The 13,686-nt window shown below is 68.0% G+C and carries 12 protein-coding genes; 3 read left to right on the top strand and 9 right to left on the bottom strand.

Translation table 11 applies throughout. The features are described from left to right. Window positions 1-123: 123 nt before the first annotated feature. The 5 genes from ACFO3J_RS21990 to dnaB all read right to left on the bottom strand — a co-directional run bounded on the left by ACFO3J_RS21990 (window position 124) and on the right by dnaB (window position 8,091). A complete protein-coding gene (locus ACFO3J_RS21990; RefSeq protein ID WP_386431735.1) occupies window positions 124-2,487 on the bottom strand; it encodes a TniQ family protein in 2,364 nt (787 codons plus the stop codon). Continuing rightward, entirely contained in the window at window positions 2,438-3,604 is a 1,167-nt protein-coding gene (locus ACFO3J_RS21995; RefSeq protein ID WP_386431738.1) for a TniB family NTP-binding protein, read from the bottom strand. Before ACFO3J_RS21995 ends, ACFO3J_RS21990 begins: the two co-directional genes overlap by 50 nt. Further along, window positions 3,601-5,697 carry a transposase gene (locus tag ACFO3J_RS22000; RefSeq protein WP_386431741.1) on the bottom strand — a complete coding sequence of 699 codons (2,097 nt, stop codon included), beginning with the start codon at window positions 5,695-5,697 and terminating at the stop codon, window positions 3,601-3,603. Before ACFO3J_RS22000 ends, ACFO3J_RS21995 begins: the two co-directional genes overlap by 4 nt. After that, entirely contained in the window at window positions 5,694-6,338 is a 645-nt protein-coding gene (locus ACFO3J_RS22005; protein WP_386431744.1) for a TnsA-like heteromeric transposase endonuclease subunit, read from the bottom strand. Before ACFO3J_RS22005 ends, ACFO3J_RS22000 begins: the two co-directional genes overlap by 4 nt. 292 nt (window positions 6,339-6,630) lie before the next feature. Continuing rightward, the gene (gene dnaB, locus ACFO3J_RS22010; RefSeq protein ID WP_386431747.1) at window positions 6,631-8,091 is read right to left on the bottom strand and encodes a replicative DNA helicase; all 1,461 of its coding nucleotides are present in this window, start codon (window positions 8,089-8,091) and stop codon (window positions 6,631-6,633) included. A gap of 500 nt (window positions 8,092-8,591) precedes the next feature. On the opposite strand from dnaB, the gene ACFO3J_RS22015 reads away from it, so the two are divergent. Next, window positions 8,592-9,938 carry an MATE family efflux transporter gene (locus tag ACFO3J_RS22015; RefSeq protein ID WP_386433029.1) on the top strand — a complete coding sequence of 449 codons (1,347 nt, stop codon included), beginning with the start codon at window positions 8,592-8,594 and terminating at the stop codon, window positions 9,936-9,938. A gap of 95 nt (window positions 9,939-10,033) precedes the next feature. Here ACFO3J_RS22015 and rplI read toward each other — a convergent pair whose 3' ends face one another. The 4 genes from rplI to rpsF all read right to left on the bottom strand — a co-directional run bounded on the left by rplI (window position 10,034) and on the right by rpsF (window position 11,797). Then, window positions 10,034-10,483 (bottom strand): 50S ribosomal protein L9, encoded by a 450-nt coding sequence (gene rplI / locus ACFO3J_RS22020; protein WP_386431750.1) that lies wholly within the window; start codon window positions 10,481-10,483, stop codon window positions 10,034-10,036. 17 nt (window positions 10,484-10,500) lie between these two features. After that, on the bottom strand, window positions 10,501-10,737 hold the full coding sequence (gene rpsR, locus ACFO3J_RS22025; protein WP_031512678.1) for a 30S ribosomal protein S18: 237 nt from the start codon (window positions 10,735-10,737) through the stop codon (window positions 10,501-10,503). Between the two features lie 40 nt (window positions 10,738-10,777). After that, window positions 10,778-11,383: a single-stranded DNA-binding protein gene (locus ACFO3J_RS22030; RefSeq protein WP_386431753.1), complete on the bottom strand. Its 606-nt coding sequence runs from the start codon at window positions 11,381-11,383 to the stop codon at window positions 10,778-10,780. 123 nt (window positions 11,384-11,506) lie between these two features. Continuing rightward, the gene (rpsF, locus tag ACFO3J_RS22035) at window positions 11,507-11,797 is read right to left on the bottom strand and encodes a 30S ribosomal protein S6 (RefSeq protein WP_386431756.1); all 291 of its coding nucleotides are present in this window, start codon (window positions 11,795-11,797) and stop codon (window positions 11,507-11,509) included. 275 nt (window positions 11,798-12,072) lie between these two features. Between rpsF and ACFO3J_RS22040 the strand changes: the two genes are divergently transcribed. Then, window positions 12,073-12,372, top strand: a complete 300-nt coding sequence (locus ACFO3J_RS22040; protein WP_386431759.1) for a hypothetical protein — start codon at window positions 12,073-12,075, stop codon at window positions 12,370-12,372. 164 nt (window positions 12,373-12,536) lie between these two features. Then, window positions 12,537-13,658, top strand: a complete 1,122-nt coding sequence (locus ACFO3J_RS22045; protein WP_386431761.1) for a lipid II:glycine glycyltransferase FemX — start codon at window positions 12,537-12,539, stop codon at window positions 13,656-13,658. The last annotated feature ends 28 nt before the right edge of the window (window positions 13,659-13,686 follow it).

A 13,686-nucleotide genomic window follows, 5' to 3' on the forward strand; every position in this document is an offset into this window, starting at 1 on the left:
AGATCGACGACGCGGATGCGTTCTGCAGGCATTCAAGGGCGCGGTAGACGGTGGCACGGCTGGTGAAGAACTCGGTGGGGTCGGCGGTGGTCACCTCGACATGATCGCCCAGTTGCTCGTGATTCAGCTCGGACTTCCGGTATCCGGGCGCAGGGCTTCGCGATGGCTGGCACCTCCGCGAGGGCGGAGCGGAATGTCGAGATCGTGGGCCCACCGGTTCATGGTGGCAGTGCTTACTCCCATCTCATGTGCGAGCTCGGGAAGCGGCCGGCGGCACGTGACGTATTGATCGAAGAGCCACTCTCGGTCGGCAGGGTGGTGGCTGCGGCGTCCTCGCTGCAGCGGGATCCCGTACTCCCGGGCGAGACGGGTGATGGTTTGCCGCGAGACGCCCAGGTCGTCCGCGATGGCCTTCGCCGACTGGCGCTCGTCGAGGTATCGGCGCCGAAGTTCCTCTTCGGTGAGGACCCGACGGATGGCGTGGCTGACTCGTCCCAGGGCGCGGGCCTGCGACGGCGTGAGCGGTTGGGCCGGCGCAGGATGCTCTTCCAGCGCAAGGCGCACGGCCTCGATGCTGAGGCCCAGCGTCGCAGCTGCGGCGCGAGTCAGGCTGCGGCGTCCTCGGACGAGGTCGTGTAGGCGTTGGATATCGATGCCGTCGGCGTCGCGCCCAGGCAGGTCGAGGTCGTCGAGCAGGTTGGTCGGGGGGTGCCAGGTCAGGGGTTCTCGCCGTATGCCATGGCGGTGAAGGAAGGCACGGGTGGCCTCGCGCAAGCCCTGCCGGATCTGCGGGGTCCACACTTCCGTGAAGCGCTCGGCTTGCGCGCGGAACACATCCTGGCCGGCGGTGGGGAACTCGGGCGCATGCTCGATAGGGGTGCCGCTGATCTGGGTGAACACGATGCATCGGGCGATGCGGAGTCGTCGTCCGGTGCCTGGGTGCTGGCCGGTGTCCCGGCAGATCTGTGCCCATGTCTCGGCGGGCAGCAGGTCGGTGTAGTCCAGGCTGCGGCGGCGCTCGTAGTTGATGGGAGAGGGACGGGCGTCCAGGTGGTCGGCGAGGCGGGTCAGGGCTGAGGCGGTGGCGTCCCAGCGCGGGGTCTGCTCCAGCATCTGGAGCATGCGCGACAGGGCCAGGGCATCGGTGGTCTGACCGAGCATTGCCGCGGCTTCGTCGAACGAGATTCTGCTGCCGACCAGCAGTGTGGCGGCGGCCAGCGCGGGGGCCAGCACCCGCGGATAGGTTCCGTGGGTGGGACTGAGGCGCACGGCCCATTGTGGCCACATGGCTGCGGGAAGCTGGCTTGCGCGGCGGCGGAGGCGCTGCCGTTGCCTGGCGACGGGCGGGGGCGCCGGGTCCGCGACGGTCCGGTAGCGCAGTTGATCGCTGGGGCGCATCGAAGCTGCGAGAGCTGCCAACTGCACCTTCCGCAGGACCGGGCCAGTGCCGCGGCCCCAAGTGCCCACGGTGGTGGCAGTGCTCTTCTCGAACCCGTCTCTAACCGTGCTGGTCAGCGGTCGCAGGGTCCGTGCGGCCGTGGCGAGATCCTCCTCACCCAGCACCCGCAAGGCAGCGATGACGCCGACCGCTGTCATCGCTGCTGTCGGCGGCGCCATGAAGCCAGCCCGCTCCCGTTCCTGCCGCGGGGGCCGCGCGCCAGGCACTGGGCGGAGGTGAGCGTCAAGGACGTCGCTCGGGACCAGGGCGGCCAGGCCCTCGGCGTCCAAGGAGGTCAGCATCCGGCCCGCAACCGCACGCACCTCGGAGAGTGCCACAGCGCACGGCTGAGGGAGATGAGCGTACTGGCCGAAGTCGGCTGTGCCTGCCTCGATCGTTTGGGAGAGCAGGCTCTGGGCCTTGAGCGCGGGGTGCTCCTCGGGCAGGCGGAGGATCTCAGCTCGGGCCAGGTCCTGACTGCATCCAGGCGCTACTGGGTGCAGCTCTCGCGAGGGCCGGAATCCGCACACTCCCGGCAGCGGGACGCTGTGGCGGGAGAACGGGTAGCGCCGGGGAAGGCGCCCGCAGGCTGGGCAGGCGTCCGCGAGTAGGAGGCGGTGGCGCACGCAGGCGAACGACCAGCCCAGGCGCCAGTTCAGCTGCCATCGTCCGCAGCTTTCGGCCAGACAGTCGGGGCAGTAGCGCGACCCGGCACCGCGGCCCCATAAACGGTGCCGGTTGACCTGGCGCTTCTCGTGGTCGATCAGCACCGCTCGCCCGCCGAAGCGGGCCAGCGTCAGCGCGTGGATCGCCTCGCGGTTCACGCCCGTGGCGTGGGCTATGCCCGAGGCCTCTTCGTCGCTCAGCGCGACGGTCCAGTTGACCGCGCTGCTGCGGCCACTCTCTTTGGGCTGGTTGACGAGTCCGAGGTGGGACAGGAGGCCGCCGTAGCGGGTATGCAGCCGACGGGCGAGCGCCTCAAGCCAGGAGTCCAGCGACTCACCCGGTAGCGGTGCCATCCGGATCGGCAGTGTCCGAACGACCTCCACGCTGCCTCCTGGTCCGCTTCGGCTTGCTGGTCTTCTTGCCGGACGCGAGCATCTCCTCCCACCGGGCCCGCTGCTCATCGGCGGCCTGGTCGAGCTTGACCTGGGTCATCAGGTCGAGGGTGAGACGTTCTTCGCCGGTGCGAACGGCCCGGAGACACGCGCGTTTGATCAGTGTCATCAGGGAGCCGATGTGACCGCTGCAGCGGGCGTAGAGGTGGTCGGACAGATCGTCGGCGAGCATGCCTGGGTACTTGCGGGCCAGCACGAGACGCTGTTCCAGGGTGAGCAGGAAGCTCCTCCACTGCCGGCGCGCAGCTTCGTTCTCGATCGTGAACGGGGCCAGTCGGAGCGGGGTGATCCTGCGCCCGAGCTGGGGGTCCTCGTACAGGCCCTTCTCTCGAAGGTTGTACCCGATGAAAAGGATCATCACGGGGAACTCGTTGGCGATGGTCTTGAACTGGTTGGCGAGCTCGGCCCCGTTCTTGGAACGGAACTTGAGAAAGTGCAGGTCGTCGACGAGCAGCAGCCTCGATTCACAGGCAACGGCGCAGTCGAGTGCCTGGGCCAGGAACGAGTTCGCTGTGCCGCTGCTTCGGCCGGCGTGGGCGAAGTACTCCAGCATCGCCCAGTTGAAGTCCTTGACCTTGGTGTCGCCCATCATGCCCACCCTGATCACTGGCCAGCGCTCGTGACCACCGGCGGTGAGCCTCCCCTGCTGGCGGATCATGTCGTTGTGCACGCGCTTGGCGAACGAGAGTCCGACGGTGGTCTTGCCCAACCCGGGGAAAGCGTCGACAGCGGCCATGCCCTTGGCTTCCCAGTACGGCTGGTCCAGCCCTGCTTCAAGGATGTCCGCCAAGTCCCCGACGAGAGCATCGGCCTGAGCAGTCTTGATCGGGCGCAGATTGGCCAGGTAGGCACGGCGGGCGAGGTTGTGTTCGTCCTTAGCCTCTGACGACAGGGCCTGCAGCGCTGCCATGGTCATATCGGGCGGGCGCTGAGGGTCCACAGCCTCAGCAAATGCCGCAAAGCCCTCTTTCCTGGTCAAGGTCAGGTCGTCGAGAGGCAAGGACTTCCAGTCCGGGTCCTCCGTGCTCCCGGCTCCGGGCGTGGTCACAGGTCCTCCAGGGTTTCGGCGTAGAACTCCTCGTCGTCGCCTGGCACCGGCTCTTCGTCGGCAAAGTCCTCGGTGTCGGCCACATCGTCATCGCCTTCAAACTCCTCTCCGGGCAGCTCAGCCTGGTGCGGGGCCCGCTGATGCGGCTGGAGGTTGAAGGCTGTCTGCTCGCGCATCGCCCGCAGGACGATGCGTCGTTCAGCCAGCGTCGTGCCGAACCCGATCTGCCAACGTTCCAGCAACTCGGCCACCGCCAGGCGGTCGTCGGGATACGGATGCTTCTGGGCGGCCAGACTGCGGGCGAACTCCAGGGCGTCTTCGCTGAGCGGGAAGTCACGGGCTGCCGCGTGCTCCCAGACGAGTTCGTGTGGCTCCCCGTCCAAGTCGCGGAAGTACACGTGGTCGATGTCGTCGGGGTTGACCTGGATGGGCCAGCGACCGCCCAGATAGGGGCTCGGCCGGCCGTCGTGGTAGAGACCGCTGCCGTTGTAGCGCCTCTTGCCGATCTCCACGCCGTAGGGCTGGATGGTGCGCCACACTGTCGGCAGGAACTCCAGCGCCAGGTGCTTGTCGCGTGGGACCTCGATGTATCCCACGCGAGCCATACCGTGCTCGAACATCTGCACAGGGGACATCCGCAACTTCGGGACCCCCGGATCGACCAGGCTTGAGTGCGGCGTGCGATGGTAGGTCGCCGCGATCCACACCACGATCCGCTCAAGCAATTCGTCGAGGTAGTAGTACGCCTGCCGCTCCACCGCCTCCCCGCGCGAGAAGACGTCCGGTCCCTTGTAGCCGGGCAAGGCGTGCAGCAGGCCCTGTCGCAGGGTCTTGAAGAACCTTTCGACAGGCCCCTTGTCCCTGCCCGTACGTAGCCGCGCAGGCTGGATCGAGATGCCCATACGATCACACACGCTGCGAAGGTGCTCAGAGACGTAGATCTTCCCGTGATCGACGACCACCGTCTCCGGCACCAGCGCAGGAGTCGCGGACTTCGCCATCGGCCCGTCGATAGCAGCCCGGTCCAGCAGGACAGAACGCGGGATTCCGTGCTCAGGCCACACGGCCTGCGGCGGCCAGTGCGCCGCAGGTTTGAGCGGGCGGTAGGCCTGGAACAGCACAGCCGCCGCGTCCACGGACTTGGTGGAGACCGGCGTAAGCCGGACCCCCACGATGCAGCGGGTGTACCAGTCCATCGCTACGGTCAACTCGCTGTTGACCCACCGCAATGTCAGTGGGTCAAGCGCGAATACATCCAGCCGGGTGGTGTCCATCAGCACGTACTCGCCCGGTCTGGTCGGCCGCAACCGACCGAAGACCGTACGCGGCCGCTCAGCGATGTCCCGGTTGCGCTTGGTGCTCAGACGAAACGTCGGATGCTGCCGCTCCAGCTCCTCCAGCTCCTCCAGCGCTTCGTAAGCCTTGGTCTGCGCCGGGACGGCTACCACGCCCTCACCGAACCGCGCCGCGAGAAGCGCCTGTACACGTTCGATCACGGTTTTTCGCATCGGCTTGGACTGGTCAGTGTGCTCGATCATCACTTCGAGCGCTGTCTCCACCCAGCGCGGGTCACAGCGGTCGAGCACCGAAGTGCCGCGGGCGCGCGGCGCCAGCCCCGCCTCCCCGTGCGCCTCGACAGCGGCCACCCAGCGCTTGACCGTACGCAAGGAGACGCCGAGCTCATCCGCCTTCGCCTGATAGCGGACCACTTTCGGCAGATTCGGATCATATTGGGGTCTCGGCTCCCCCTGACCGGCCAGCTCAGCGCTGCCGGACCTGTACCCGCTGCACGCCTCTCGCACGTGACCCGCACGATCCGCCAAGAGTCCCCGCTCGGCAGGCTTGAGCCGCGAGAGGAGAACCGAGGCGATGTCCTCCAGGTCACTCGATGAGGCACCCGGGTTCTCCGACACGACGCTCGCCCGATCCGAGAACAGCAGTTCCTTCACCGCGACCCGTCGCAGACCACCCCGTCGGTCCTTCAGTACCACCTCGTTGCCCGCGACGGTCGGCGCGAACTCGACGACCTCTACCGCCTCGCCGTCGTACACCAGACGCGACCCGACCTGGAGCCGCACCGTCCCGCGATTCACGGCCGCCTCCGCAGCAGACTGGCAGAGGTCAGGGGCTTGTCCAGATCCGTCATAAGTCGCCCGGCCCACATCAAGCGCAGAACCGCCGAACGCACCAGCGACTCATCGAGCTCTGGCACCGACCCGCACGCGTCCGCGAACGTCATCCCGTCCGTCACCGCGACCTCGACCCTGTCCACGATCTCCGAAGCGAATAACCACGCCCTACGATGCCTCGCCAAAATGCGGATGTTCGCCAGCCGCACGGAGTCGGGCTCGCTCCGCACGACGTATTCCCAGCCCCGCGACTCGATGACCTGCCGGCTCCAGGCGAAGGTGAACGCCACTTCCGGCCGCGACAATCGCTTCGCCGGCTTCACGTCCACCACCAAGGGACCCGAGGTGGTCATCAACAGGAAGTCGGGGATGTGCTTGCGCTCGGTACCGTCGATCCGCGCGGTCATCAGGAACGGCTGGGCGATGATTCTGGAAACCGACCAGTCGAAGTCCGCCTCCAGCAGCCAGGCCAGTTCCAGCAAGGACTCGTAGATCACCAGTGCGCCCTCGGTGGCCGACCAGAACGACCCCGAGAAATGCTTCTGCCCCTTATACCAACGCAAGGTCCGCCACGGCCCCGCCGCCAGCAGATCTTCGAGATCCACCGCGTCGAATGGGCACTCCACCGTGATGTCCCCACCCAGTCCCCTGACGTGGATGTCCGAAGAGGTTACGGCTATGGAGTCCGACATAAGCGGTCCCACCCCCAACGCGGCTACGCCCTTGGTGCATTCACCATGGCGAGCACGACCACCCGCTGTCTTGGCAGTCACCACCCTTCACTCGATCGAGCGAACGCACTGATCTGCCGTTCCGTGAAATCTGTCCCAAGGGCCAATCAGGGGACACGGCGACGCGGAAAGGGTCACTCAGGCGCGGAACCTACACCGGCGCGGCTCAGGTCTGGGCCATGTCCACGAAGCGGCTGTAGTGGCCCTGGAAGGCCACGGTGATCGTGGCGGTCGGGCCGTTGCGGTGCTTGGCGACGATGAGGTCGGCCTCGCCGGCGCGGGGGGACTCCTTCTCGTAGGCGTCTTCGCGGTGGAGGAGGATCACCATGTCGGCGTCCTGCTCGATCGAGCCGGATTCGCGCAGGTCGGAGACCATCGGCTTCTTGTCGGTGCGCTGTTCGGGGCCACGGTTGAGCTGGGAGAGGGCGATGACCGGGACTTCGAGCTCCTTGGCGAGGAGCTTGAGGTTCCGGGACATGTCGGAGACCTCCTGCTGGCGGCTCTCGGCGCGGCGGGAGCCACCGGACTGCATCAGCTGGAGGTAGTCGATGACCACCAGCCGCAGGTCGTTGCGCTGCTTGAGGCGGCGGCACTTGGCGCGGATCTCCATCATCGACAGGTTCGGGGAGTCGTCGATGTAGAGCGGGGCCTCGGTGACGTCGGACATCCGGCGGGCGACCTTGGTCCAGTCGTCGTCCGTCATGGTCCCGGAGCGCATGTGGTGCAGGGCGACGCGGGCCTCGGCGGACAGCAGGCGCATGGCGATCTCATTGCGCCCCATCTCCAGGGAGAAGATGACGCTGGGCATCTTGTTGGCGATGGAGCAGGTGCGGGCGAAGTCCAGTGCCAGCGTCGACTTGCCCATGGCGGGGCGGGCGGCGATGACGATCATCTGACCGGGGTGCAGGCCGTTGGTGAGCGAGTCCAGGTCGGTGAAGCCGGTGGGCACGCCGGACATCTGGCCGCTGCGGGAGCCGATCGCCTCGATCTCGTCGAGCGCGCCCTCCATGATGTCGCTGAGCGGGAGGTAGTCCTCCGAGGTGCGCTGTTCGGTGACCGCGTAGATCTCGGCCTGGGCGTTGTTGACGATCTCGTCCACGTCGCCGTCGGCCGCGTATCCCATCTGGGTGATGCGGGTGCCCGCCTCCACCAGACGGCGCAGCACGGCCCGTTCGTGGACGATCTCGGCGTAGTACTCGGCGTTGGCGGCGGTCGGCACAGCGTTGACGAGCGTGTGCAGATAGGGGGTGCCGCCGACCCGGGCGATCTCGCCGCGCTTGGTGAGTTCGGCCGCGGTGGTGATGGGGTCGGCCGGCTCGCCCCTGGCATAGAGGTCGAGGATCGCGTTGTAGATGGTCTCGTGCGCCGGCCGGTAGAAGTCGGCGCCCTTGATCACCTCCACCACGTCGGCGATGGCGTCCTTGGACAGCAGCATGCCGCCGAGCACGGACTGCTCCGCGTCCAGGTCCTGCGGGGGCACCCGCTCGAATCCGCCGCCGCCCTCGGAGTAACGGCCGGAGCCCTGGCCGTCGTCGTGCGCGTTCTTCTTGCGGAAGGGGCTGACGGCTGCGGGCTCGTCGGACGGCAGGCCGACCCAGCGGTCGTCGGCGGGCTCGGGTTGGCTCATTACCGTCACCTCCCTCCCGTCCGACCGGTCCTTCCGGACCGACGCGTGCGTGCCACTCTTTCACGGCACGGCTGCGACAAACGCGCCACCCGGCCTCCGTACGCGGACGCGTCGGGGACGTCGGGAAGGCTCCACCGTAGGGCCAGCGGGCACCCGGACCAACCCCGTTATCCACAGGGGGTGTGGACGACGGCCGCATACCTGTGGAGAACTGCCCCGAACCTGTGTACAGCCCTTGGGACAGTGCTGTGGACAAGCTGACAATCAGCCAGCGACACCGGCACTGACCTGCTGTTTCTTCATCCATAGCCTGTGCAGGAGAAAAACTTTTCCGGGCGGCTCAAGATCGCCACAAACAACGCGGAGGAGATCACTCTACGCAGTCAGTCGTAATGATCGAATACCATCTTCACCTCTTACTTGTGGACGATTAGGCTGTGCCTGTGAATCCGGTCGCCGAACCCTCCGAGCAACAGGACCCCGCCCGCCTTCCCGGATCCGTGCGGCGCCGCCACGACCGGGAGATCGTCGCCCTCGCGCTGCCCGCGTTCGGCGCGCTGGTCGCCGAACCGCTGTTCGTGATGGTGGACAGTGCGGTTGTCGGCCATCTCGGCACCGCGCAGCTCGCCGGTCTCGGTGTGGCCGCCGCTCTCCTGACCACCGCCGTCAACATCTTCGTCTTCCTCGCCTACGCGACCACCGCCGCTGTCGCCCGCCGGGTCGGCGCCGGCGATCTTGCCGCGGCCCTGCGTCAGGGGGTGGACGGCATCTGGCTGGCGCTGCTGCTCGGCGCCGGCGTGATCGCCGTCGTGCTGCCGGCCGCGCCCGCCCTGGTGGACTTCTTCGGCGCCTCCGGCACGGCCGCCCCGTACGCCGCCACCTATCTGCGGATCAGCTCGCTGGGCATCCCCGCGATGCTGATGGTGCTGGCGGCCACCGGGGTGCTCCGCGGCCTCCAGGACACCCGCACCCCGCTCTACGTGGCCGTGGGCGGCTTCACCGCGAACGCGGCTCTCAACGCCACCCTGGTCTACGCCGCCGGCCTCGGCATCGCCGGCTCCGCCTGGGGCACGGTCATCGCCCAGAACGGCATGGCCGCCGTCTACCTCTGGGTGGTGGTGCGCGGAGTGCGCCGCCACACCCGGCAGCGGACCGCGGACGCGGGCGGTGCGGGGTGGTGGGCCGCCCTGCGTCCGGACGCGGCGGGCATCAGGGCCTGCGCCCGCGCGGGCGTCCCGCTGCTGGTGCGTACGGTCAGCCTGCGCGCGGTCCTGCTGATCGCCACCGCGGTGGCCGCCCGGCTCGGCGACAGCGAGATCGCGGCGCACCAGATCACCCTCACCGTCTGGTCGCTGCTGGCCTTCGCGCTGGACGCCATAGCCATAGCCGGACAGGCCATCATCGGCCGGTACCTGGGCGCGGAGGACGCCGAAGGAGCCCGGGCGGCGTGCCGGCGGATGATCGAGTGGGGGATGGCCTGCGGGGTCGTACTGGGGGTCCTGGTGGTGGCCGCCCGGCCGCTGATCGGGCCGCTGTTCACCTCCGACCCGGCGGTACGGGACGCGCTGATGTCCGCGCTGCTGGTGGTGGCCGTCATGCAGCCGGTCTGCGGGGTGGTCTTCGTGCTCGACGGGGTCCTGATGGGGGCCGGCGACGGGCCGTATCTCGCCTGGTCGATGCTGGTGACGCTGGCGGTCTTCGCCCCGCTCGCCTTCGCCGTACCGGCCCTCGGCGCGGGCCTGACCGCCCTGTGGTGGGCGATGACCTTGATGATGGGCACCCGGCTCGCCGCGCTGTGGCTGCGGGCCCGCTCCGGCCGCTGGATCGTCACCGGCGCCTCCCGCTGAACCGGCGCCTCCCGCTGAAGGGACGACCCCGCAGCGTTCCACGTGGAACATTCAGCCTGTTTCCACCGAATGTTCCACGTGGAACACATACCGCGTTACGCGGCGACGACCTCCAGGTCGACGATGACCGCGACCTCGGGGTGCAGTCGCACCGAGATCTTGTGCGCGCCGAGCGTCTTGATCGGCGCGGAGACCTCGACCCGGCGCTTGTCCACCGCGGGGCCACCGGCCGCCTTGATCGCCGCAGCGATGTCGGCGGGCGTGATGGACCCGAAGAGGCGGCCGGTGTCGCCGGCCCGGGTGCTCAGCTTGACCCGGACGGACTGCAGCTGCGCCTTGACGGCGTTCGCGTCCTCCAGCGAGTGGATCTCGCGGATGCGGCGAGCGCGGCGGATCTGCTCGACGTCCTTCTCGCCACCCTTGGTCCACGCGATGGCGAAGCCACGCGGGATCAGGTAGTTGCGGGCGTAGCCCGGCTTGACGTCGACGATGTCGCCGGCGGCACCCAGGCCGCTGACCTCGTTGGTAAGGATGATCTTGGACATGCTGTGGTCACCCTTCCTTAGCGAGCGGTCGATGTGTACGGCAGCAGCGCCATCTCACGGCTGTTCTTCACGGCCGTGGCGACGTCACGCTGGTGCTGGGTGCAGTTGCCGGTGACGCGGCGGGCACGGATCTTGCCGCGGTCGGAAATGAACTTCCGCAGCATGTTCGTGTCCTTGTAGTCCACGTACACGGTCTTGTCCTTGCAGAACGCGCAGACCTTCTTCTTCGGCTTGCGCGGAGGCGGCTTCGCCATGGTGATTCTCCTATGCGATCAAGAAGTTTGTGGGTCCGCCCTAGAAGGGCGGCTCGTCCGAGTAGCCGCCGCCGGAGGAGCCGGAGCCGCCGCCCCAGCCACCGCCGCCGCCCGCACCGCCTGCCGCCTGGCCACCGCCGGCCGGCGCGCTGGTCGCCCAGGGATCGTCGGCGGGAGCCCCGCCACCGCCCTGGCCGCCCCAGGAGCCGCCGCCCTGGCCACCACCCTGGCCGCCGCCGGCGCTACCGCCGTAGCCGCCCGGCTGACCGCTGCGGCCGCCGCCGCTGGTCTTGGTGACCTTGGCGGTCGCGCTCCGCAGGCTGGCGCCGACCTCGTCGACGTCCAGCTCGTAGACCGTCCGCTTGACGCCCTCACGGTCCTCGTACGACCGCTGCTTCAGACGGCCCTGCACGATGACGCGCATGCCGCGCTGGAGCGACTCGGCCACGTTCTCGGCCGCCTGCCGCCAGACCGAGCAGGTCAGGAACAGGCTTTCGCCGTCCTTCCACTCATTGGTCTGCCGGTCGAAGGTGCGGGGAGTGGACGCGACGCGGAACTTCGCGACCGCCGCACCGGACGGGGTGAAGCGCAGCTCGGGGTCGTCGACGAGATTGCCGACGACCGTGATGACGGTCTCGCCTGCCATGGGATGACCTCTCGACTGGCTATGGCTGTGCTGGCCTTGCTGGCTGTGCTGATGGGCCGGCCGTGCCGGCCGCTACTCGAACTCCGGACCAGTCGCGGACGACTGGTGACCAGCCGATGGTGACTAGTGCAGTTCCGGACGGAGGACCTTGGTCCGCAGCACCGACTCGTTCAGGTTGAGCTGACGGTCGAGCTCCTTGACGACCTCGGGCGTGGCCTTGAGGTCGAGGACCGAGTAGATGCCCTCGGGCTTCTTGTTGATCTCGTAGGCGAGACGACGACGGCCCCAGGTGTCGACCTTCTCCACATTGCCGCCGCCACTGCGGACGACGGCGAGGAAGGACTCGATCAGCGGGGAGACAGCGCGCTCCTCAAGATCGGGGTCGAGAATGAGCATGAGCTCGTAGTGACGCATAGTGGAACCCACCTCCTTTGGACTCAGGCGGCCACGGCGTTTCCGTGGCAGGAGGGTTTGGCTTGCGTCGCAACGGTAGCGCGGGCCACTGACACAGCCGGCCGGTGATCTTGACGATCCCCGATCGGCCTGCCCTCGCCCGCGCGAACAACCGGTGCAGACCGTACAGACTACCCGGGCGGGTCCCCCCGGTTGAAATCAAGCCCCATATGCCCGCAATCTGGACAGTGTGTACGGCGCTGTCCCGCGTCTCCACTCCGTCACGGAGGTGCCCCATGGCACAGAACGCGTCCGAGATCCTGCACAACGTCTGGCTCAACAGCGACGACCGACGTCATCCGCTGGTCAACTCGCTGGTCACGGTGACCTGCGTGCTCGGCACCATCTCGACCGTCTTCGCGGGCTTCCCCAGTCTGCACGCGGTCAGTGTCTGGACGGGCCTGGTGGGCATCGTGTCCGGCGGCTGGGGCCAGTACATCTCGGTGACCACGTCGGAACGCTTCGCACTGATCCTCAGTCTCGCCATGTGCGGGGTCGGCTTCTACATCGGCATGGCGCACGGCGCCTTCTGGTAGCCGCCCGCGCCCGCCCCGCGGCGCACGACCGGGCAGCGACCGGCAGCGACCGGGCCGCCACCGCGTACCACGCGCGGTGACCCAGGTAGTAGCGGCGGCGCTCCCCCCTCGCAGTAGGCTTCGGGCCAGTAAAGCCCGCAGTCTGAGCATGGGGAGCGCCCCGTATGAGCCTGACCCTGAGGACCATCAGCCGCGAGCAGCACCTGGCCTACATCCAGAGCCTGCCGTCGGCGAGCCACTGCCAGGTGCCGGCATGGGCCGATGTGAAGAACGAGTGGCGGTCGGAGAACCTCGGCTGGTTCGACGACAAGTCCGGCCAGATGGTCGGCGCCGGCCTCGTCCTCTACCGGCAGCTCCCCAAGGTGAAGCGCTACCTGGCCTATCTGCCCGAGGGCCCGGTCATCAACTGGTACGCGCCCAACCTCGACGAGTGGCTCCAGCCGATGCTGAGCCACCTCAAGTCGCAGGGCGCCTTCACCGTGAAGATGGGCCCGCCGGTGATAATCCGCCGCTGGGACGCCACCGCGATCAAGGCCGGCATCGCCGACCAGGACATCAAGCGGCTGCGCGACGTCGAGGCCACCTTCATCGAGCCGCGCGCCTTCGAAGTGGCCGAGCGGCTGCGGAGGATGGGCTGGCAGCAGGGCGAGGACGGCGGCGCGGGCTTCGGCGACGTACAGCCGCGCTACGTCTACCAGGTGCCGCTGGAGAACCGCTCCCTGGACGACATCCTCAAGAACTTCAACCAGCTGTGGCGCCGCAACATCAAGAAGGCCGAGAAGGCCGGCGTCCAGGTGATCCAGGGCGGTTACGACGATCTGCCGGTCTGGCAGCAGCTGTACGAGATCACCGCCGAGCGCGACCACTTCCGCCCGCGCCCGCTGTCGTACTTCCAGCGGATGTGGACCCGGCTCAACGCCGAGGACCCCAACCGGATGCGGCTCTACCTGGCGGTGCACGAGGGCGAGGCGGTGTCCGCGGCCACCATGCTCACCGTGGGCCGCCACGTCTGGTACTCCTACGGCGCCTCCGCCAACCACAAGCGCGAGGTGCGTCCGTCCAACGCGATGCAGTGGCGGATGCTGCGCGACGCGTACGCGATGGGCGCGAGCGTCTACGATCTGCGCGGCATCAGCGACTCCCTGGACGAGAACGACCATTTGTTCGGCCTGATCCAGTTCAAGGTGGGCACCGGCGGCCAGGCTGCCGAATACTTGGGCGAGTGGGACTTCCCGCTCAACAAACTGCTCCACAAGGCACTCGACATCTACATGTCGCGCCGCTGACCGGCCGACTCGCACAAGGAAGGTCCTG

This window comes from Streptomyces polygonati (assembly GCF_042650325.1).
Classification (GTDB): Bacteria; Actinomycetota; Actinomycetes; order Streptomycetales; family Streptomycetaceae; genus Actinacidiphila; species Actinacidiphila polygonati.